The 20,766-nt window shown below is 67.3% G+C and carries 21 protein-coding genes; 11 read left to right on the top strand and 10 right to left on the bottom strand.

All coding sequences use genetic code 11. From position 1 onward, the window contains the following. Positions 1-123: 123 nt before the first annotated feature. Positions 124-381, top strand: a complete 258-nt coding sequence (locus ACI1V7_RS01055) for a hypothetical protein (RefSeq protein WP_404529939.1) — start codon at positions 124-126, stop codon at positions 379-381. Positions 382-605: 224 nt separating this feature from the next. Next, positions 606-1,232 (top strand): hypothetical protein, encoded by a 627-nt coding sequence (locus tag ACI1V7_RS01050; protein WP_404529938.1) that lies wholly within the window; start codon positions 606-608, stop codon positions 1,230-1,232. A 110-nt stretch (positions 1,233-1,342) separates the two neighbouring features. On the opposite strand, the gene ACI1V7_RS01045 is transcribed toward ACI1V7_RS01050, so the two are convergent. After that, on the bottom strand, positions 1,343-2,350 hold the full coding sequence (locus ACI1V7_RS01045) for an NADP-dependent oxidoreductase (RefSeq protein ID WP_404529937.1): 1,008 nt from the start codon (positions 2,348-2,350) through the stop codon (positions 1,343-1,345). Between the two features lie 185 nt (positions 2,351-2,535). On the opposite strand from ACI1V7_RS01045, the gene ACI1V7_RS01040 reads away from it, so the two are divergent. Further along, on the top strand, positions 2,536-3,123 hold the full coding sequence (locus ACI1V7_RS01040; protein ID WP_404529936.1) for a TetR/AcrR family transcriptional regulator: 588 nt from the start codon (positions 2,536-2,538) through the stop codon (positions 3,121-3,123). A gap of 240 nt (positions 3,124-3,363) precedes the next feature. Here ACI1V7_RS01040 and ACI1V7_RS01035 read toward each other — a convergent pair whose 3' ends face one another. Next, positions 3,364-3,789, bottom strand: coding sequence for a PACE efflux transporter (locus ACI1V7_RS01035; protein WP_404529935.1), 426 nt, complete (start codon positions 3,787-3,789; stop codon positions 3,364-3,366). 126 nt (positions 3,790-3,915) lie between these two features. Here ACI1V7_RS01035 and ACI1V7_RS01030 point away from each other — a divergent pair, with 126 nt between their 5' ends. Further along, positions 3,916-4,839, top strand: coding sequence for a LysR family transcriptional regulator (locus ACI1V7_RS01030; protein WP_404529934.1), 924 nt, complete (start codon positions 3,916-3,918; stop codon positions 4,837-4,839). After that, complete coding sequence (locus ACI1V7_RS01025; RefSeq protein WP_404529933.1) at positions 4,836-5,129, top strand: barstar family protein; 294 nt, start codon at positions 4,836-4,838, stop codon at positions 5,127-5,129. Before ACI1V7_RS01030 ends, ACI1V7_RS01025 begins: the two co-directional genes overlap by 4 nt. 3 nt (positions 5,130-5,132) lie before the next feature. Here ACI1V7_RS01025 and ACI1V7_RS01020 read toward each other — a convergent pair whose 3' ends face one another. Genes ACI1V7_RS01020 through ACI1V7_RS01010 form a run of 3 tightly spaced genes read right to left on the bottom strand, consistent with a single transcriptional unit; the run spans position 5,133 to position 8,476 of the window. Then, complete coding sequence (locus ACI1V7_RS01020) at positions 5,133-6,506, bottom strand: sensor histidine kinase (RefSeq protein WP_404529932.1); 1,374 nt, start codon at positions 6,504-6,506, stop codon at positions 5,133-5,135. Next, entirely contained in the window at positions 6,506-7,216 is a 711-nt protein-coding gene (locus tag ACI1V7_RS01015; RefSeq protein ID WP_404529931.1) for a response regulator transcription factor, read from the bottom strand. The genes ACI1V7_RS01020 and ACI1V7_RS01015 overlap by 1 nt, the downstream gene beginning before the upstream one ends. Positions 7,217-7,267: 51 nt before the next feature. Continuing rightward, entirely contained in the window at positions 7,268-8,476 is a 1,209-nt protein-coding gene (locus ACI1V7_RS01010) for an aminotransferase class I/II-fold pyridoxal phosphate-dependent enzyme (protein WP_404529930.1), read from the bottom strand. Between the two features lie 532 nt (positions 8,477-9,008). Here ACI1V7_RS01010 and ACI1V7_RS01005 point away from each other — a divergent pair. Further along, positions 9,009-10,715, top strand: a complete 1,707-nt coding sequence (locus ACI1V7_RS01005) for an ABC transporter permease (protein ID WP_404529929.1) — start codon at positions 9,009-9,011, stop codon at positions 10,713-10,715. Between the two features lie 28 nt (positions 10,716-10,743). Further along, a complete protein-coding gene (locus ACI1V7_RS01000; RefSeq protein WP_404529928.1) occupies positions 10,744-12,033 on the top strand; it encodes an ABC transporter ATP-binding protein in 1,290 nt (429 codons plus the stop codon). A gap of 111 nt (positions 12,034-12,144) precedes the next feature. Here the strand turns inward: ACI1V7_RS01000 and rph are convergent, their stop codons facing one another. Genes rph through ACI1V7_RS00985 form a run of 3 tightly spaced genes read right to left on the bottom strand, consistent with a single transcriptional unit; the run spans position 12,145 to position 14,883 of the window. Then, positions 12,145-12,879 (bottom strand): ribonuclease PH, encoded by a 735-nt coding sequence (rph, locus tag ACI1V7_RS00995; RefSeq protein WP_404529927.1) that lies wholly within the window; start codon positions 12,877-12,879, stop codon positions 12,145-12,147. A gap of 32 nt (positions 12,880-12,911) precedes the next feature. Further along, positions 12,912-13,844, bottom strand: coding sequence for a PP2C family protein-serine/threonine phosphatase (locus tag ACI1V7_RS00990; protein ID WP_404529926.1), 933 nt, complete (start codon positions 13,842-13,844; stop codon positions 12,912-12,914). Positions 13,845-13,860: 16 nt separating this feature from the next. Beyond that, positions 13,861-14,883 carry a serine/threonine protein kinase gene (locus ACI1V7_RS00985; RefSeq protein WP_404529925.1) on the bottom strand — a complete coding sequence of 341 codons (1,023 nt, stop codon included), beginning with the start codon at positions 14,881-14,883 and terminating at the stop codon, positions 13,861-13,863. Positions 14,884-15,060: 177 nt separating this feature from the next. On the opposite strand from ACI1V7_RS00985, the gene ACI1V7_RS00980 reads away from it, so the two are divergent. The 4 genes from ACI1V7_RS00980 to ACI1V7_RS00965 all read left to right on the top strand — a co-directional run bounded on the left by ACI1V7_RS00980 (position 15,061) and on the right by ACI1V7_RS00965 (position 19,474). Next, positions 15,061-15,948 carry a YicC/YloC family endoribonuclease gene (locus ACI1V7_RS00980; protein WP_404529924.1) on the top strand — a complete coding sequence of 296 codons (888 nt, stop codon included), beginning with the start codon at positions 15,061-15,063 and terminating at the stop codon, positions 15,946-15,948. Positions 15,949-16,071: 123 nt separating this feature from the next. Continuing rightward, a complete protein-coding gene (gene gmk, locus ACI1V7_RS00975; RefSeq protein WP_404529923.1) occupies positions 16,072-16,719 on the top strand; it encodes a guanylate kinase in 648 nt (215 codons plus the stop codon). A 65-nt stretch (positions 16,720-16,784) separates the two neighbouring features. Beyond that, the gene (rpoZ, locus tag ACI1V7_RS00970) at positions 16,785-16,988 is read left to right on the top strand and encodes a DNA-directed RNA polymerase subunit omega (RefSeq protein WP_005665923.1); all 204 of its coding nucleotides are present in this window, start codon (positions 16,785-16,787) and stop codon (positions 16,986-16,988) included. Between the two features lie 239 nt (positions 16,989-17,227). Beyond that, entirely contained in the window at positions 17,228-19,474 is a 2,247-nt protein-coding gene (locus ACI1V7_RS00965) for a RelA/SpoT family protein (RefSeq protein ID WP_404529922.1), read from the top strand. A 71-nt stretch (positions 19,475-19,545) separates the two neighbouring features. Here the strand turns inward: ACI1V7_RS00965 and ACI1V7_RS00960 are convergent, their stop codons facing one another. Both ACI1V7_RS00960 and greB read right to left on the bottom strand, forming a co-directional pair. Further along, positions 19,546-20,139: a biliverdin-producing heme oxygenase gene (locus ACI1V7_RS00960; RefSeq protein WP_404529921.1), complete on the bottom strand. Its 594-nt coding sequence runs from the start codon at positions 20,137-20,139 to the stop codon at positions 19,546-19,548. Then, complete coding sequence (gene greB / locus ACI1V7_RS00955) at positions 20,139-20,708, bottom strand: transcription elongation factor GreB (protein WP_404529920.1); 570 nt, start codon at positions 20,706-20,708, stop codon at positions 20,139-20,141. Before greB ends, ACI1V7_RS00960 begins: the two co-directional genes overlap by 1 nt. Between the last annotated feature and the right edge of the window lie 58 nt (positions 20,709-20,766).

The raw sequence follows: 20,766 nt of genomic DNA, 5'->3' as shown, positions 1-20,766 counted from the left end.
GATTGAACAGCGTTCAAACCCTGAAGGCGCCCATGCCTGCGGCACGCGTGTTGGTTTTATCTTGAGGCAATATCTGTCTTAAACTGAAGGTTAACATTGCAAGCAATGACGACGGACACGACGATGAACTCCTCCTCAACGACAGCTTTCTGGTCCTGGTGCGCCGCAGCCCCTGTTACTGCGCTCGGCATCATGACTTGGCTAACGAATGTGGGTGGCAATGCGGGTTATCTCTTGCCCCTCATCGCCCTCTGCGCCATCGCTGCATTGTTCATTGCCGCGCTGTTGACTGGATTATTGACAAAGACCACGATCACCTCTCTGTCAGGTCTGCTAGTCGGTCTAGTCCTCACAATATGCGGCATTTCCGCCATGTTGTGATCCAGTGTATTTGCCACTCATGATCTGCTTTGGACAGGTAGCCGTCGATGTTGTCCACGACCGTAGCGACGTCAGGACATCCTGGCCCGTTACAGTGTGTGAACTTTGGCGCGCATCACCCGGCTAGAATGGATCGATGAGCCACGCCGCCAGCCTGTCCAGCCCCCCTCCTCCAGCAGCGGCCCGCCACGCGCCGTTCCCTGCTTGGCCTGGGCATCAGCCTGTTGTTCCACGTGCTCGCCGTCGCCTGGCTGTGGCATGCCGGCCTGTCCCCGCGCATCGACGCTGACACCGGCCCGGCGAGGCAGATGGAAGTGCGGCTGGTGCCGCTCGCTCCGGCAGCGCCGCATCCGGTCCCGGCGCCAGAGGCAGACGCGCCGCGTTCCCGTCCCGCACCGGCGCCTGCGCTGGCCGAGCCACCGCAGGCACGGCGCCAGCCGCGTGCGCCCGCGCCCTCCCCCGCGCCGGCAGCGACAAGCGGCGCTCTCCCGGACCATGTTGCCGATCACGCTGCCGACCACGTCGCCGACGGCGGGGCCGCCAGCGCGGACGCCGCTCCCGGCGCCGCCACTGTTCCCGGCGCTGCGGCCCCGGCCGTCGATCTGGCCGCCGCGCGCGCGACCGCACGCCTGGTCGCGCGCGAACGCGGCAACGGCCTGCTGGCAACGGAGAGCCGCAAGCCGGTCGTGGACCCGAATGCCGACCGCCGCGTCGTCAGCCCGCTCGAACGCGCGCGCCGCGTCGATTGCCAGACGGCGCGTGCCGAGAGCACCAACCTGCTGGCCAATGTCGTCCTGCTGGCCGTGGACCTGGCGAAGAACGCTGTCGACGACAGTGGCTGCAAGTGGTAGGTGCGGGCCGCTCGCCTGTCAAGCGTCGGATCCACCATCGACGGCCGGCACGGACCCGGTGACGCAGGCCCGTTTCCCAGCGCGTTCGATCATGTTCGCTGCGGGGATGCTCAAGCCTTGACGATCAGTTTCTTGCCACTGTGCGTGCCGTTGAACAGCGTCAGCAAGGTGGCGGGAAGCTTGTCGAATCCGTCGATGAATTCCTCTCGATACTTGATCTTGCCGTTCGTGACGAGCGGCGTCATCTCGGCTAGGAACGCGGGGAATGTATCCATGACATAGGGCGTGGCGAAGGCCTTGATGTCGACGAAGCGGTAGTGGATCAGCGTGATCAGACGCGGCAGGTAGTTCGTTCCCTGCGGCAGCTCGGCGTCGCTGCAGTCGGAGATCGTGCCGCAGACGACCATCTTCGCGTGCGGGTTGAAGTGTTCCATCAATACGGGGAAGATCGGGCCGCCGACGTTCTCGAAGAAGGCGTCGATGCCGTCCGGCAGCACGTGCACCACCTGCTCCTTGAAATCGACCGCCTTGTAGTCGATGGCGGCGTCGATGCCCAGTTCGTTCTCGAGGAAGGCGATCTTGTCCGGGCCACCCGCCACGCCGACGACGCGATGGCCGCGCAACTTCATCAGCTGTGCCGCCGTCGAGCCCACCGCCCCGGCCGCTCCCGTGACGACGAAGGTGCCGCCCGGCTTGAACGTGTGGACCTTCGTGGTGCCGTACCACGCCGTGAACCCCGTCAGGCCCAGTGGACCGAGCGCCGTCGACAGCGGCGCCGCGGCGGGATCGAGCTTGCGCAGGTCCGTCCCGTCCGAGACGGCATGGGTCTGCCAGCCCGACCAGGACTGCACGTGGTCACCGACCGCGAACGCCGCGTTGTTGCTCGCCTCGACGATCCCGACCGTCGGCCCGCCCATTGGATCGCCGATCCCGATGGTCGGCCACTCCGAGGAGCCGTTGCCCATGAGATTGCGCTGATAGGGGTCGATCGAAAACAGGATGTTGCGGAACAGGACCTCGCCCTCCTTCAACGCAGGCGTCGCCGTTTCCACGACCTTGAAATCGCTTAACCTGGCCATGCCCTCCGGGCGCGCCGCCAGCACGATTTGCCGGTTCATGATTTTTTCCATGTGTATCTGTCCTCTCCAGACAACCGAACGCCTTGCGCCAACGCCGGCACAATTCAATAACGATCGATATCGTAACGAACGTTAATTTATCGATGTAAGCCTGTCAAGCCGTTGACGCGGCCTGTCGATAAATTTAATATCGGTCGTTACTGAATGAGAGCGAAGGCTGGAAAATGGGACGTCACCGCGAGTTCGACGTCGACGAGGCGCTCGACGCCGTCGTCGACGTGTTCTGGAGCAAAGGCTACGAAGGTGCCTCGTACACCGACCTGACGCGGGCCGCCGGTGTCGAGCGCCCCGGCCTATATGCAGCGTTTGGCAACAAGGAAGCCATGTTCCGGCTGGCGCTCGATCGTTACTACCAGCGTTACCTGAGCTACTTTCCCGAGGCGCTCGAACAGCCCACGTCGCGCCGCGTCGTGGACCGCATCCTGCGTGGCGCCGCCGAACTGCACACGCGCTATCCGGAGCGGCGCGGCTGCCTCGGGGTGCTTGGCGCCGTGGTCGGCTCGGACGATACCGTCCCCGTCCAGCAGACCCTGATCGCAGCGCGCGCGGCCGGCGAGTCGGCGCTGGTGGCGCGACTCGAACGGGCCAGGCAGGAAGGAGACTTGCCGGACGACGCGCACTGTGCCGCGCTGGCGGCCTTCGTCATGACGATGCTGTCCGGGATGGCCGTCGAGGCCAGGAACGGGGCCGACCGCGCGACCCTCGACGCGGTGGCGGAACAGGCGCTGTCGACGTGGCCGGGCCGCGGCTGACGAGCCTGGCACAGGCCCGTCACGTCCTGTGCTCACACCTCTCCGCCAATGCCGCGACAAACACCGTGAACGCGGTCGTCGGATGGCGCCGGTTCGGGTAGGACAGGAAGTAAGCTGGAAATGGCATGCACCAGGTTTCCAGTACATGTTAGAGCCTACCATCGGCCAGCGCAGCAGCGCGCGGCCAGCTGACGCGCACGGTCACTGGCGCGGTACGTCGGCACACGCCGACGACCAGCGTCAGGCCGTCCGCGGCGCCGCAACGGGAAACACCCGGTCGTAGGCGATGTTGAACAGGAACCCGTACACCAGGTAGAAGGTGACGATCGCGATATCCATCAGCAGCGCCGCCCACAGGCCGATGCCCAGGTACCAGGCGATCATCGGCACCAGCATCGTTACCAATCCCGCCTCGAACAGGAAGGTGTGGGCGACCCGGATCGGCATCGTCTTGTGCACGCTGCCGCGCAGGCGCACCATGGCGCGGTCGAAGCCGACGTTGAACACGAAGTTCCACAGCGTGGCGATGGTTGCCGAGGCGATGCCGATCACGCCCATATGGGCCAGCGGCTCGCCGAACAGCACGGCCGAGCCGGGAATGAAGATGGCGAGGGCAACGGCCTCGAACAGGAGCGCGTGGCGTACGCGGTCGCGGAATGGTCGCATGGGTGTCCTTGTAGGGTGCGGCGATCACGGTACACATGGCCGGATGCCTGATCAGTCATCGGCACGCATGATCGCATAGCCAAAAATGTATTCATACAGGCAAATTTGAGGCATGATGCTTCAAATATGAAACACCTCAATTGGGATGATCTGCGCCTCCTGTCGTTCATCGCGCAGGAAGGGACGCTGCGCGGCGCCGCCCGGAAGGCCGGCCTGAGCGCAGCCACGCTGTCGCGCCGGCTCGACGACCTCGAGGAAGCGGTCGGGCAGAAACTTGTCGAGCGTTTCCAGGGCGGCTGCATCCCGACGGCGTTCGGGACCGACGTGTTCGCCCTGGCCGAGCAGATGGGCGAGATCGCGCTGGAAGTCGAGCGCACGCGCGACCGCCGGGACGCGCATGCCGTTTCCGGCCTCGTGCGCATCAATACCGACGAGTGGCTGTCCTATTTCCTCACCACCCGCTTCGCGCGCTTCCACGACCGCCATCCGAACGTCGACGTGGAAATCGTCACCTCGCATCGCCCCTACAACCTGGCGCGGCGCGAAGCCGACATCGCGATTCGGCCGTATCGTCCCGAACAGCTCGACCTCGTCGCGCGCCGTATCGGCACCTTGTCGTTCGGCCTGTACGGCAACCGGGAAATCACGGCGCGCCATGCGGGCGCCATCGCGCAGGGGGAATGGGCGAACGTGCCGTTCGTGGGCTTCGACGAGCCGCGCGCGGAGTTCCAGTCCGACCGCTGGCTGCGTGCCCTGCCCGGCGCGCCGGCGCCATGGATGCGCTGCAGCTACGGGCTCGGCATCCTGGATGGCGTCGCCCATGGCGCCGGCCTGGGCGTGCTGGCGACCTTCCTGGCGGACGACCACCCGCACCTCATCGCCGCCGTCCCCCGGATTCCCGAACTGGACCAGGAGATCTGGCTGTCAATGCACGGCGGCCTGCGCAAGAGCGCGCGCATCCGGGCCGTGGTCGATTTCATGGAAGAGGTGTTCGGCGAGTACGAGAGCCGTCCGGCACCGCAGGAAGACGCACAGGCGCGCACACCATGACGTCCACGCGCAAACCGCTGGTCACCATCGACCTCTCCGGCATCCGCAGCGTGCGCGATCTGCACGCCCTGCTGGCGGACGCCCTGCACTTCCCCGACTGGTACGGCCCCAACTGGGACGCCTTCTGGGACGTGATCATCGGCCTGGTGGCGATGCCGGAAACGCTGCGCCTCGTCGGCTGGACGCGCTTCGAGCGGGGGTTCCCGCACGACGCGTGGATCATGAAGAAGTGCCTGGCAGACCTGGCGGCCGAGTATCCGGCCAATGCGTCGCGGGTCGAGTATTGCTAGGCGCTAGGCCCCCGGGAACACGATGCTCGCTTCCAGCCCCGGCCCCGCATTGCGCAGCCTGAAGGCGGCGGCATGCAGTTGGGCGATGGCCGTGACGATCGACAGTCCCAGGCCGTTGCCCGGCAGGTGGCGGCTCTGGTCGACGCGGTAGAAACGCTCCGTCACCTTCTGCAGGTCCGCTTCCGGCACGCCGGGGCCGTAGTCGCGCACGCTGACGACGACGCCCGTTTCTGCCTGGCGCACGTCGATGTCGACGTACTGGCCGGCGCGCGCGTACTTGATCGCGTTGTCGATCAGGCTGGCGAGCGCGTTGGCCAGCAGGTGGCGGTCGCCCGGCACGTGCACGGCCGCGCTGCCCACGTAGCGCAAGGTCACGCCCTGCTCTTCCGCGGCGGCCTCGTACAGTTCCACCATGTCGCGCGCGATTTCCCCCAGGTCCAGCGACTCGAAGGAACGGGTGCGCATGCCCGCCTCGGCGGCGGCAATCTGCAGCAGCTTGTCGAACAGGGAGATCAGGCCGTCGATGTCCTCGATGGCCAGGCGCGCGTCGCCGACGAGGGCCTGCGGGTCGGCGCTGGCCTGCAGCGCGCGGTCGAGGCGGTTGCGCACGCGGCCCAGCGGCGTGCGCAGGTCGTGGGCGATCGAGTTCGAGACGTGGCGCACGCCTTCCATCAGCGATTCGATCCGGTCCAGCATGCGGTTGATGTCCGTGCCCAGGCGCGCGAATTCGTCGTCGCCCTGCACGGCGATGCGGCTGGACATGTCGCCGCCGGCGATGCGCGCGGCGGTACGGCGGATGCGGCCCAGGCGCGCTTCCAGACTGCGCCGGAACACCAGCGCGCCGATGAAGGCCAGTAGCACGGACACGGCGGCGCTGGCGGCCAGCGCCCGTTCGATCACGCTGCGGATCGCATCCAGTTCGCGCAGGTCGCGCCCCACCAGCAGGCGGCTGCCGTCGTTCAGCGGCAGCGCCACCAGGCGCACCGATACGGGCGCGCCGTCGCGCTCGATGGTGGCGAAAGCCAGTTCGCCGGACGCCGGCAAGGGCTTCTTCCAGCGCGGGATGTTGCCCGCCATGACGCGGCCGCGGTCGTCCACCAGGCCGACGATCTCCACGTCGCTATCGATGCTGTCGTTGAGCTGGAGGTCGATCTCGTGGCGCAGCGCCTGCGAACCCTGGCTGTGCCAGGCCTGCGCCATGCGCGTGGCGATCGCCGTGATCTGGTTGTCGATGGCGCGCTCGAACACGCCCACGGTGCCAAGGTAGAACACGAGCGAGACGGCGGCGACGGTGGCCGCCAGCAGCAGGCCGTAGCCGACCGCGAGGCGCGCGGCGATGGAGCCGCGCAGGCTCAGGCGCGCATCAGCGCGTCCCATCAGCGCTCCGCATTGGCATGGCCCAGGACGGGGGTGCTGCTCAGGACATAGCCGGCGCCGCGCACGGTGTGGATCAGCGGCGTGTCGAAGTCCTTGTCGACCTTGCCGCGCAGGCGGCTGATCTGGACGTCGATGACGTTGGTCTGCGGGTCGAAGTGGTATTCCCACACGGACTCCAGCAGCATCGCGCGGGTGACGATCTGTCCCTCGTGGCGCATCAGGTATTCGAGCAGGCGGAATTCGCGCGGCTGCAGGTTGATGACGGTGCCCTGGCGCGACACGCGCTGGGTGCGCAGGTCGAGCTGCAGGTCGGCCACCTGCAGCTGGCTGACGTCGCGCGACCAGGCCGAGCGCCGCGCCAGGTTTTCCACGCGCGCGAGCAGCTCGGACATGACGAAGGGCTTGGACAGGTAGTCGTCGCTGCCGGCGCGCAGGCCATGCACCCGTTCGTCGACGCTGTTCAGCGCGGACAGGATCAGCACGGGCGTGGTGTCGCCGCGCGCGCGCATCTGCTCGAGGATGTCGACGCCGTCGACCTGGCCGGGCAGCATGCGGTCCAGCACGATGACGTCCCAGGGCGCCTCCTGGATGCGGCGGTTGCCGTCGACGCCGTCGAGGGCGACCGTGACGGCGTAGCCGGCGGCGGCCAGGCCGGTGCAGAGGTAGTCGCGGGTTTCGGTGTCGTCTTCGATGACCAGGCAGGTTGGCATAACGGATAGGGAGATACGGTGAAATCAGGGAGGCGGCTGACGTCCGCCCGACTATAACATGGTGCCCAGGCGCGCCATCGTGTCGACCACGTGGTCGATCTGGGCGCGCGTGTGGGCGGCGTTGAGCATGAAACGCAGGCGCGCCTGGCCCACCGGCACGGCCGGGAACTGGATCGCGTCGACGTGGATGCCTTCCGCGCGCAGGGCGCGGGCGAATTGCTGGCAGCGTTCGGCCGCGCCGATCAGCACGGGCACGATCGGCGTCTCGGTCGCGGTCAAGGTGTAGCCGAGGGGCCGCATGCGCTCGACGAAGTAGCGCTGGTTGTCCCACAGGCGCAGGCGCCGCTCCGGTTCTTCCTGCAGCAGATCGAGCGCCGTCAGCAGCGCATTGGCCTGGTCCGGCGGCGGCGGGCAGGTGAAGCCGTAGGCGGAACTCGTCAGGCGCAGCACGTCGGCCATCTCGCGCTCTAGCGCGACGAAGCCGCCGATGGCGCCGAGCGCCTTGGATAGCGTCCCCATCTGCATGATGGTCTCGCTGTAGCAGCCGAAGTGTTCCGAGGTGCCGCCGCCGTTGTCGCCCAGGATGCCGGTGGCGTGGGCGTCGTCGATGTACAGGATGGCGCCGTACTTCTCGGCCAGCTGCGTCAGCTCGGGCAGCGGCGCGATCGTGCCTTCCATGCTGAACACGCCGTCGCTGACGATGATCGGACTGACGCCGCCTGCGCTTTTCAGCAGCGACTCCAGGTGGTCCATGTCGGCATGGCGGTAGGTGTGCTTGTCCGCGCCCGACATCAGGATGCCTTCGCGGATGCTGATGTGGTTGTACTCGTCCGTGAAATAGGCGTACTTGCGCCGTTTGCTGGGACGAAAGCCGTGCAGGCGCGCCAGCAGGCCCGCCTTCACCAGCGTCGACAGCACGCCGATGTTGGTCATGTAGCCGGTGACGAACAGCACCGCGTCGCTCTTGTGCTTGAGCGCGCCGAGGCGCCGCTCCAGCTCGCGGTACACGGGTAGGTCGCCGCCCAGCAGGCGCGATTCGCAATTGCCGACGCCGTAACGCTCCAGCCCCGCCTTGGCCGCCGCCACCAGGCGCGGGTGGTTGGCCAGCGCGAGGTAGTTGTTGGTGCTGAAGGACACGGCCGCCTCGCCCCCGACGTGGAACACGGGATCCGGCAAGGTGTCGTGCACCGCGGACGCGTGGTGGATGGCGTGGCTGTGCAGCCAGTCGGCGATTTCGCTGATGTCGTGCATGGCAGTCATGGCTGGGGTTCCGGCTGAGGTGGAAGCGACGATGTCGATCCAGTATAGGTGAGGGTCCACCTCCCGGTTATTACAGTTCGGTAATATCCAGTGCCTGCGCGACGCCGCCGCCACAGGGATTGCATCATTACCAAACCGTAACCCACTGCAAGGTCCATGCGGACTATGATGGCTTCATTCCGAATGCGCCGGCACGGTCAGTGTCGGCGCCACCGGCACATCGCCGGCCGGAACATACCCTTTTTCGTTTTTTATGGAGTCCCTTTCATGGGCACTTGTTCGAGTGGCAGTTGTAGCCGGCGTCGTGCCGGCCGCGCCCCGGCAAGATAACGCAGGTTCTCTCCCTGCCGTCGTCTCGCCCCAGCGCGAGTGACGGCATTTGCGTCCCCTTTCTCCCCGGGGGACGCTTTTCTACACGTCGACCCGGCACACGCCGCCCTTTACGGAGGGCGGCCCGCGGTCGCGCCCCGTACCGGGCGCACGACCGATCGAATCACGCACTGAAAGGGTTCCCGCACTGCCGGAGAACCCGATGTCACGCATCCGTCTTGCCGCCCTGCCGGCAACCATGCCCAACCGCTGGGACTGGGCCCTGCTGCCGCTCGTGCTGGCGCTGCTGGCGATCCTCGCCTGGGGCGCCATGCAGATGGACCGGCCGTTCGTGCTGGGCCAGCCCGTACCGATCGTCCTCGATCCGTCGCTGCTGCCCTGGTACCTGATGCGCACGATCCTGCGCATGTTCGCGGCGCTGGCCTGCGCGCTGGTGTTCACCTGCGCCTTCGCCGTCGCCGCCACGCGCTGGCGCGCCGCCGAGAAGGTCCTGGTGCCGCTGCTGGACGTGCTGCAGTCGGTGCCCATCCTGGGCTTCCAGGCGATCGCCATCGCCCCGTTCATCGCGCTGTTCCCCGGCCGCCTGCTCGGCGTCGAATGCGCCGCCATCTTCGCGATCTTCACCTCGCAGGCCTGGAACATGGCGTTCAGCCTGTACCAGTCGATGAAGACGATCCCGCCCGAGCTGGCCGAGGCGGCGCGCGTGTTCCGCCTGTCGGCCTGGCAGCGCTTCTGGCGCCTGGAGCTGCCGTACGCGCTGCCGGCGCTGCTGTGGAACATGATGATGTCGATGTCGGGCGGCTGGTTCTTCCTCGTCGCCGCCGAGGCGATTTCCGTGGCCGGCCAGGACATCAAGCTGCCCGGCATCGGCGCCTGGATCGCCGTCGCCATCGAGCATCGCGACGGCGCCGCCATCGCCTGGGCCATCGGCGCCATGTTCGCCGGCATCGTGCTGTACGACCAGCTGTTCTTCCGCCCGCTGCTGGCCTGGGCCGACAAGTTCCGCTTCGAGGAGTCGGTCGAAGGCGAGGCCGTGCGCCGGTCCTGGCTGCTGGACTGGGGACGCCGCAGCAAATGGATGCGCGCCGTCAGCGATGCCGCATGGGCGCGGCTGGCGCGCACGCTCGGCTGGTTCCCCGGTACCGATGCCGTGAAGCCGGCCCGTCCGGCACCGGCCTGGCACGCACGCGCCGTGGATGCGGCGCTCGTCGTGCTGGCGCTGCTGGGCGCCTGGCGCTTCCTCGTGTTCATCCATGCGCAGGTGGGCTGGGGCGAGGCGCTGCGCGTCGTCGGCCTGGGCTGCATCACGCTGGCGCGCGTGCTGCTGCTGATCGCGCTGGCGTCGCTGTTCTGGGTGCCGGTGTCCGTGTGGATCGGCCTGCGCCCGCGCTGGGCCCAGAAGGTGCAGGCCGTGGCCCAGTTCCTGGCCGCCTTCCCCGTCAACCTGATGTTCCCACTGGTCGTGTACGTGCTGGTGCACCTGCACCTGACCCCGAACGTGTGGCTGAGCCCCCTCATGGTGTTCGGCACCCAGTGGTACATCCTGTTCAACGTGGTCGCGGGCGCCTCCGTGCTGCCGGGCGAGTTGCGCCTGGCGGCGGCCAACCTGGGCTTGTCCGGCTGGCTCAAGTGGAAGCGGGTCTACCTGCCCGCCGTGTTCCCCAGCTTCGTCACGGGCGCCATCACGGCCAGCGGCGGCTCCTGGAACGCCAGCATCGTGGCCGAATACGTGAGCTGGGGCAACACCACGCTGGTGGCCGATGGCCTGGGCAGCTACATCAAGCAGATGACGGATGCCGGCGACTTCCACCGCATCGCCCTCGGCATCGGGGTCATGTGCGTATTCGTGATGCTGCTGAACCGCTTTTTCTGGCGCCGGCTGTACGAGCTTGCCGAACGCCGCCGCTGAATCCGAGGACAACCGCGAGGAGAACCACATGAACGACAAACTCATCGAACTGACCGGGGTCGCCAAGACCTTCCGCAGCGCCGACGGCGCCCCCCGCACCGTCCTCGACGGCGTCGACTTCGCGCTGCACGACGGCGAGATCGTCGCGCTGCTGGGCAAGTCCGGCTCCGGCAAGTCGACGCTGCTGCGCATCGTCGCCGGCCTGGCCCGCCCCGATGCCGGCAGCGCCGCCTACCGCAGCCGCCCCATCGGCGGACCTTTGGCGGGCGTGGCGATGGTGTTCCAGTCCTTTGCCCTGTTCCCCTGGCTGACGGTGCAGCAGAACGTCGAGCTGGGCCTGGAGGCGCAGGGCGTGGCGCCGGCCGAACGGCGCGCCCGCGCCGACGCCATGCTGGAACTGATCGGCCTGGCCGGCTTCGGCGGCGCGCTGCCCCGCGAACTGTCGGGCGGCATGCGCCAGCGCGTCGGCATCGCGCGCGCCCTCGTCACCAATCCGGACGTGCTGCTGATGGACGAAGCCTTCTCGGCGCTCGACGTGCTCACCGGCGAGACGCTGCGCAACGACATCCTCGGCCTGTGGGACGGCGCGAGCATCCCCACGCGCGGCATCCTGGTGGTGTCGCACAATATCGAGGAAGCCGTGATGATGGCGGACCGCATCGTGATCCTGTCCAGCGATCCGGGCCGCGTGCGCAGCGAACTGCGCATCGACCTGCCGCGCCCGCGCGACGCCGATTCGCCGGCCGTGCGCGCGCTGATCGACGAGGTCTACGGCCTGATGACGATGCGCGCGCCGGCACCCGCGCCGGCGGGCCGTCCGTCCGCCGCCGGCGCCGACTGGCGCCTGCCGGCGGCCGACGTGGCGCGCATCGAGAGCGTGCTGGAACTGCTGGCCGCCAGCCCGTACGACGGCCGCGCCGACCTGCCGCAGCTGTCGGAAGACGCGGCGCTGCCGGACGAGGAACTATTCCCGGCCTACGAGGCGCTGGCCTTGCTGGGCCTGGCCCAGCTCGAAGGCGGCGACATCGCGCTGACGGCGCTGGGACGCCACTACGTCCACGCCGGCCAGGCGCTGCGCCAGTCGCTGTTCGGGCGCCAGCTGCTGACCGAGGTTCCGCTGACGGCGCGCATCTGCCGCCAGCTGCGCGAGGAGCCGGAACGCGTGCTGGCCGAGGAAAGCGTGCTGGCGCTGCTGGAAGAGACGCTGGAGGCCGAGCAGGCCAGGCGGATGCTGGAAGTGGCCGTGGAATGGGGGCGCTACGGGGAGTTGTACGAGTACGATTACCACACGGGGCGCTTGAAGCTGCCTGCAGCGTGAGCCCGTCGCCCCCGCGCAGGCGGGGGCCCAAGTCCAGGCAGCCGGTACGCGTGAAAAATTGGGTCCCCGCCTGCGCGGGGACGACGAGTTACCATGCGCTCCCGCGGCGTCTCAGGCCGCGAGGCCGAGCGCCCGCTTCTGCAGCGCCACCAGCTCGCGGATGCCCCCTTCCGCCAGGTCCAGCAGGCGATTCATGCCGGCGCGGTCGAACGCCTCGCCCTCGGCCGTGCCCTGCACCTCGACGAAGTGGCCCGCTTCCGTCATGACGACGTTCATGTCCGTGTCGCAGCTGGAGTCCTCGACGTAGTCCAGGTCCAGCAGCGGCACGCCGCCCACCACGCCGACCGAGATCGCGGCGACGAAGTGCTTGACGGGGACGGCCGGCAGCAGGCCCGCCGCCACCAGGCGCGAGAACGCGTCGTAGGCGGCGACCATCGCGCCCGTGATGGATGCCGTGCGGGTACCGCCGTCGGCCTGGATCACGTCGCAATCGAGGTGCAGCGTGCGTTCGCCGAAGGCCTGCAGGTCGAAGGCGGCGCGCAGCGAGCGGCCGATCAGGCGCTGGATTTCCTGGGTGCGGCCGGACTGCTTGCCGCGCGCCGCCTCGCGGTCCATGCGCGTGTGGGTCGAGCGCGGCAGCATGCCGTATTCCGCCGTCATCCAGCCTTGCCCCTTGCCCTTCAGGAAGCCCGGCACCTTCTCTTCGATGCTGGCGGTGCAGATCACCTTGGTGTCGCCGCACTCGATCAGCACCGATCCTTCGGCGTGCTTGGTGTAGGCGCGGGTGATGCGGATGGTGCGCAGCTGGTCGACGGTGCGGCCGCTGGGGCGGGTGGTGACGCTCATGGGAATCCTTTGTCTTCGTGAATATGAATCGTTTATTTGAGCAGCTGCGAGGACTTCTCGATGGCGTCGCGGATCTCGGCGATCGCCTTTTCGATGTCGTCCTCGTCGAACGGGTCGGCTTCGCCCCCGCTGCCATCGCCGCGGCCGGCCATGCGGGTGGTGACCTCGCCTTCCTGCAGCAGCTGGGTCGAGACGACGCCGGCAGCGTCCGCGCCGCCCTGGGCGTGCTCACCCTGCCACTGAATCGCCAGCGCCGTCGTGTTGTCGGCGCGGCTGCCGGCGATCGACGTCGCCATGGCGACCATGTCCGGCACGGCCTGCACGACGCCGCGGCTGGACAACTGGTGCGCGATCTCCGTGTCGGGCAGCACCGACCACAGGCCGTCGGAACACAGCAGCAGGATGTCGCCCGGCTGCAGGCTGGCCTGGCGCGACAACTCCACGCGCGGCGCGGCGTTGGCGCCAAGGCAGCTGTACAGCTTGTTGCGGTCCGGGTGGGTATTGCGCTCGGACGGATCGGCCAGCCCCCTGGCGATCAGGTGCTCCAGGTGCGAGTGGTCGCGCGTCCTGGCCAGCACCTGGCCGCGCCGCATCCAGTACAGGCGGGAATCGCCGCAATGCGCCCACACGGCGCAGTTGTGCTGCACCAGGCAGGCGACGATGGTCGTGCGCGGATTGTCCGGCATGGCGCGCTCGCGCGCATAGCGCACGATATCCTGGTGCGCCTGCAGCAGCGCGTCCTCGAGGAAGCGTTCCGGCTTGCGCACATAGGGCGTGGCCTGGGCGCGGAACAGCGCCGACAGGCTTTGCAGGGCGATGGCGGCGGCGACCTCGCCGCGCGCGTGGCCGCCCATGCCGTCGGCCAGCACCAGCAGCAGCGCCTCGCGCGTGTACACATAGCCCATGCGGTCCTGGTTGACCGCGCGCCCCCCGATATGGCTTTGCTGGTAGACCGAAAATTGCATCTCGCCTTCTCCTGTCTCAGGCGCGGCCGCGGCCGAAGCCGATGCGGTCGACGAGGCCGCGCCAGCCGGATGCCGGCGCCGGCTCCTTCTGCGCCTGCTCCTGCTCCCGCTCCCGCTCCTGCTGCGGTGCGCCTTGCTCGTCGCCGCCGCGCGCCTGCGCCAGGCCGGCCTGCAGCGTCTTCTGCACGGCGAACACGCTTTGCGGACGCGCCAGCGGATCGAGCGCCAGGCAAGACCTCACCAGCGCCACCAGGTCCGGCGAATAGCCGCCCAGTTGCGCGCACAGCGCGTCCATGCGGTCGCCGCCGCGGCGCTGGTCGGCCGGTTGCGGCGGCGTGCCGGCCATGCAGGCATACAGCGCGGCGCCGATGCTGTAGATATCGGTCCAGGGCCCCAGCGCCGCGCCCTTGCTGGTCAGCTCGGGCGCCGCGAAGCCGGGCGTGTACATGGGCGTGAGCGTCGGCGAGTCCGTATGGATGGTCTGGCGCGCCGCGCCGAAGTCGAGCAGCATGGGCGAGCCGTCCGTACGCAGGTAGATGTTGGCCGGTTTCAGGTCCAGGTGCAGCAGCTTGTTGGCATGCACCTCGCGCAGGCCGGCGCAGACGCCCATGAAGATGCGGCGGATGAAGGCCTCGCCCGCGCGGCTGCCGCGCGCGCCCAGCCGCGCCGTGTATTCCTGCAGCGAGTGGCCCGATTCGTAGGCCATGACCATGTACACGGTGTCGTTGGCGCGAAAGAAGTTCAGCACCCGCACGACGTTCGGATGGACGATGCGCGCCAACGCCCTGCCCTCTTCGAAGAAGCATTTCAGGCCGATGCGGAACACCGGCAGGTTGGGCTTGGCGACGGCCGGCACCAGCTCGCCGGGCTCGCGCAAGGCCAGGGCGCTGGGGAGATATTCTTTGATCGCAACTGCATTGCCATCGCAATCATATGCAAGATAAACAATACTGAACCCGCCGGACGCAATTTTCTTTACAATGCGATATCCACCGATTTCCAGCCCGTCGGGCAGGGGTGCGTTATTTTGTGCCGCCATGAGGGAAAAGTATTCCTTGCTAAACACGGCGATTGTGTGGATAAATCACCGCTTTGTAAAGAATAAAGGGAGATCGGCAAACCCTTGTCGGCGCGGGGCCAACAGCGGACGGCGGCGCGGCGCACGGTGGTGAGCGAGATTCCATGAAACCCGGGGATTCCATTGAGCATTTCTAGCATGACAGGTTATGCGGTAGCCACCAGCGAAGGGGCTGCCGGGACACTGACGATCGAGATCAAGAGCGTCAATTCACGCTTCCTCGACTTGCAGTTCCGTATCAACGACGAGTTGCGTGCGCTGGAACCGGACCTGCGCTCCGCGATCATGGCCGCCATCACGCGCGGCAAAGTCGAAGTCCGCCTGTCGTTCGGCCGCAAGGCCACGGCCGGGTCGCAAGTCCTGAACCACGAATTGCTGGCCGACCTGGCCCGCCTGCAGGGCGAGGTCACGCGTCACTTCGTGTCGGCGCCGCCGATGACCGTGGCCGAGCTGCTGCGCTGGCCCGGCGTCATCGAGGAGGCGCAGGTCGGCCAGGAGTCGCTCCAGGCCGACGTCGCCGCGCTCGCCGCGAAAACGATCGCGGCCTTCGTCGACAGCCGCCGCCGCGAAGGCGCCGCGCTGGAAGCCATGCTGGTCTCGCGCATCGAGGCGATGGAAGCCATCGTCAAGCGCATCACGCCGCTGATCCCGCAAGTCATCTCGCAGTTCCAGCAGAAGGCCGTCGAGCGCATGCAGGACGCGCTGGGCCTGGCCGGCCACGGCAACCCGACCGTGCTGACGCGCCAGGAAGTGTTCGAGCGCATCCGCCAGGAAGTGACCCTGTACGGCATCCGCATCGACGTCTCGGAAGAACTGTCGCGCCTGACCGCGCACCTGAACGAGACCCGCCACATCCTCAAGAAGGGCGGCCAGGTCGGCAAGCGCCTGGACTTCATGATGCAGGAACTGAACCGCGAAGCGAACACGCTGGGCGCCAAGGCCTCGGTGAAGGAACTGGCGGATGCGTCGATGGAGCTCAAGCTGCTCATCGAGCAGATGCGCGAGCAGGTCCAGAACCTCGAATAAGGAAGCGCGGCCGCCAACGCCGTATTGAACGCGTGGATGGCGCTGCCGTCCACGCGTTCAATTGCATTCTGCAATACCGGAATGCGACAATACACGAATCAAACGTAATAAAAGGAACCCACCATGCTCACCAACGCCTTCTCCGGCAGCCTGTTCGTCGTCGCCGCCCCTTCCGGCGCCGGCAAATCGACCCTGGTCAATGCGCTGCTGGCGCAGGAACCGGGCATCAAGCTGTCGATTTCGACCACGACGCGTCCGCCGCGCCCGGGCGAACAGGATGGCCGCGAATACCATTTCACGAGCGCCGAGGACTTCGTCAACCGCGCCGAGCGCGGCGAGTTCCTGGAGTGGGCCGAGGTGCACGGCAATTACTACGGCACGAGCCGCCTGAGCGTGGAACAGGAAATGAAGACGGGTACCGACATCCTGCTGGAAATCGACTGGCAGGGCGCGCGCCAGGTGAAGAAGCAGTTCCCGGACGCGGCCGGCATCTTCATCCTGCCGCCGTCGATCGCGGCCCTGGAAGAGCGCCTGAACAAGCGCGGCACCGACGAGCCGCACATCATCACGCGCCGCCTGCTGGCGGCGGGCGGCGAGATCGCTCACGCTCCCGAGTTCGAATATGCTATCATCAACGAAGAGTTCAACGTCGCCCTTTCCGAGCTGCAAGCAATTGTCAAAGCGACACGCCTGCGCTTCGCCCAGCAAGCGGCCCGCAATTGCGAGCTGTTCGCCCAGCTGGGAATCCACGCACTGCAACCAAATACCTGAAATCCGGGTCGGAACCGCCGTCCCGCCAGCATCGTTTTCTGATTAGTCCGCTAGGAGCACACACCATGGCCCGTATCACCATCGAAGATTGCCTGAAGAACGTCCCGAACCGTTTCCAGCTGACCCTGGCCGCCACCTACCGCGCGCGCCAGCTGCTGCAGGGCCACACCCCGAAGGTCGAAGCGAAGGACAAGCCGACCGTCGTCGCCCTGCGTGAGATCGCCGCAGGTAAAGTCGGTCTGGAAATGCTCAAGAAAGTCCCGATGTAATAGACCAGGGATGACTCTGGTTTAAGCGATCGTCAAGATCACCCGTCGTCCCCGCGCAGGCGGGGACCCAATGCTGCAAGCACCTCTGCAACGCATGCAACTTGGGTCCCCGCCTGCGCGGGGACGACGTCGTTAAGGCCCCTGGCAGCACCCGTGCCGAGCGACTTCCGGTACCCGGATTCGACCGGCGCGTTATTCTGATATCCTGCTTCCATATACAGCGGCTGATTAAATTGCGTATGAATTTGTCTTCACCGGACTCCGTCCACTCAGGCAGCACTTCCCAAGGGAACCGGCCCGGCCGTTCCGCCAAGCCGCAGGAAGCCGAAACGGCGAGCGCCCCGGGGGTTGCGTCGATCACCCACCTGGCCAACAAGCTGGCCGAATACCTCACGCCCGTCGAACTCAAGCGGGTCAAGGAAGCCTACCGCTTCTCCGACGAGATGCACCTCGGCCAGGTGCGCAAGTCGGGCGAGCCCTATATCTCGCACCCGATCGCCGTCGCCGAGATCTGCGCCGACTGGAAGCTGGACGCCCAGGCCATCATGGCCGCGCTGCTGCACGACGTGATCGAGGACCAGGACGTCAAGAAGGAAGAGCTGATCGAGCGCTTCGGCCCGCAGGTGGCGAACCTGGTCGACGGCCTGTCCAAGCTGGAAAAGATCGAGTTCCAGAGCGTCGTCGAGGCGCAGGCGGAAAACTTCCGCAAGATGCTGCTGGCGATGGCGTCCGACGTGCGCGTCATCCTCATCAAGCTGGCCGACCGTCTGCACAATATGCGCACGCTGGGCGTCATGGTCCCGGCCAAGAAGCGCCGCATCGCCGGCGAGACGATGGAAGTCTACGTGCCCATCGCCCACCGCCTCGGCCTGAACGACATCTACCGCGAGCTGCAGGACCTGTCCTTCTCGCACCTGTACCCGCTGCGCTACCAGACGCTGTCGAAGGCGATCAAGGCGGCGCGCGGCAACCGCCGCGAAGTGGTCAAGAAGATCCTCGACGCGGTCAAGAACCAGCTGGCCACGGCCGGCATCCAGGCCGAAGTCTACGGCCGCGAAAAGACGCTGTTCGGCATCTACAAGAAGATGCGCAACAAGCACCTGTCGTTCTCGCAGGTGCTGGACGTGTACGGCTTCCGCGTGGTGGTCGACTCGATCCCGAACTGTTACGTGGCACTGGGCACCCTGCACGCCCTGTACAAGCCCATGCCGGGCAAGTTCAAGGACTACATCGCGATCCGCAAGATCAACGGCTACCAGTCGCTGCACACCACCCTGATCGGCCCCTACGGCACCCCCGTCGAATTCCAGATCCGCACCCAGGACATGCACCGCACGGCGGAATCCGGCGTGGCCGCGCACTGGCTGTACAAGACGGGCGACCAGAACATGTCCGACCTGCAGCAGCGTACCCACGCCTGGCTGCAATCGCTGCTCGACATCCAGCAGCAGACGGGCGACTCGGCCGAGTTCCTCGAACACGTCAAGGTCGACCTGTTCCCGGACTCCGTCTACGTGTTCACGCCGAAGTCGAAGATCATCGCCCTGCCGCGCGGCGCCACCCCGCTGGACTTCGCCTACAGCATCCACACGGGCATCGGCGACCACACGGTGGGCGTCAAGATCAACCACGAACCGGCCTCGCTGCGCACCGAGCTGCACAACGGCGACATCGTCGAGATCGAGACGGATCCGCAATCGCGCCCGAGCCCGACCTGGCTGAGTTTTGTGCGCACCGGCAAGGCGCGTTCGGCGATCCGCCACCACCTGCGCACGGTCAACCTGAACGAATCCGTCGAACTGGGCCAGGAATTGCTGGCCCAGGCGCTGGCCCAGCTGGGCGTCACGGCCGAGCTGACGCCGGCGACCATCGAACGCCTGCTGGCCGAATCCTCGGCCAAGTCGATGGAAGAGCTGTACGCCGACCTCGGCATCGGCAAGCGCATGCCGGCGCTGGTGGCGCGCCACATCTTCGGCCTGATGGACGGCGACATCGACGCCCTGCCCGCGCAACCGAGCAGCGGCGGCGGCGAGCTCGACCCCGTCACGATCTACGGCAGCGAAGGCGTGGCCGTGCAGCTGGCACCGTGCTGCCTGCCGATTCCGGGCGACCAGATCATCGGCCAGCTGCGCCGCGACCAGGGCCTGGTCGTCCACACGTCCGACTGCTCGCAGGCCCAGCGCCTGCGCCTGAAGGAACCGGACCGCTGGATCGCCGTGCGCTGGGGAGAAGAGCTGAACCGCCGCTTCGACTGCCGCATCCGCCTGCTCATCAACAACGAGAAGGGCATCCTGGCCCGCGTGGCCGCCGAGATCGGCGAGTCCGACGCCAACATCACCTATGTCGGCATGGACGAGGACGACGAAGCCATGATGACGCAGCTGCGCTTCACCATCCAGGTGAAGGACCGCGTGCACCTGGCCCACCTGATCCGCAACCTGCGCCGCGTGGCGGGCGTGAACCGCGTGGAGCGCGAACGCACGTGATTGGTGTCGTGGTGGTGGGAGGGGTCGGAGTCCGGTGTTGATGGTTGGACTCTGACCCCGGTGCTCCGCCGCTACGGCATACTCGACCGCAAGGCCAGCAAACGGTCGAACGCCGCGCACGCGCCCGCGCATGCGTCGGCGATTTCCTCCGGCGAGCGGACGTGGGCTCCCAGCGCCTGCATGAACGCGCGCCAGCGCGGTCCCGGACCGGCCTCGTCTCCCTTCAGGTAACGCAGCGGATGCGGCGCCAGGCGCGCGTGCAGGCGGCCGTACAGCACGGCGCCGCCCAACTGCGATCCTTCCACCACATAGGCGACGCCCCAGCGCCATGCGGGACTCGCATCCTCCGGCCAAGCCGCGGCGTGCGCCGGCACGGCGGATGCCGGCATGCCCGGCTCATCCAGATCAGCTTGCAGCAGCGCCAGCCGCGCGTCGCTGGCGAAGCGGGCGTCGGCCTGGGGACCGTCGTCGAACCGGCGCAGCCAGTCCTGCAAAGGCAGCAGCCAGGCGCGCAGCAGCGTCAGGTGGGCCGCATAATCGGCCAGCGACGCATCGTCCTTGCCGATCGGCAGGCCGCTGTCGAGTTCCTCGTGGCGCGTGTGAGTGGCGGCGCGCAGCGCGGCCAGCGGGTCGGGGCCGCGTGCGAGATCGGTGGAGCCGTCCATCAATCCGCCACCGGTTCGGGATACTCGACGGCGAGGATCTCCAGCTCGTCGGCGCCCAGCGGCGTGTTCAGCGTGACGACGTCTCCTTCGCGCGCCTTGGTCAGCGCACGCGCCACGGGCGACACCCAGCTGATGCGGCCGCGCAGCGGATCGAGCTCGTCGATGCCGACGATGGTCACCGTATGCTCTTCCCCGGCCTTGTTGACGTAGGTAACGGTGGCGCCGAAGAACACCTGGTCATTGCCGTAGTGAACCGACGGATCGACGACGAAGGCCGAATCGAGGCGCTTGGTGAGGAAGCGGATGCGCCGGTCGATCTCGCGCAGGCGGCGCTTGCCGTAGATGTAGTCGCCGTTTTCCGAGCGGTCGCCGTTGGACGCGGCCCAGTGCACGATGCGCACGACCTCGGGACGGTCGACGTCGATCAGCTGCAGCAGCTCGTCCTTGATGGCCTTGTGGCCGGCCGGCGTGATGTAGTTCTTGGAGCCGGCGGGGATCGCCTGGGCGAGCGCCAGCGCTTCGGCGTCATCGTCGTCGTTGTCCGACTCTTTTACGAATGCTTTGTTCATGTTGCCATTCTAGCGCCAGATGGGCGGCCGGGATGCGAGCACGCTAGGCCGGGTTCGC

Source organism: Massilia paldalensis (assembly GCF_044901715.1).
Classification (GTDB): domain Bacteria; phylum Pseudomonadota; class Gammaproteobacteria; order Burkholderiales; family Burkholderiaceae_D; genus Telluria; species Telluria paldalensis.
The sequence above is the reverse complement of the archived record's forward strand: the minus strand, read 5'-3'. Positions and strand labels throughout refer to the sequence as shown.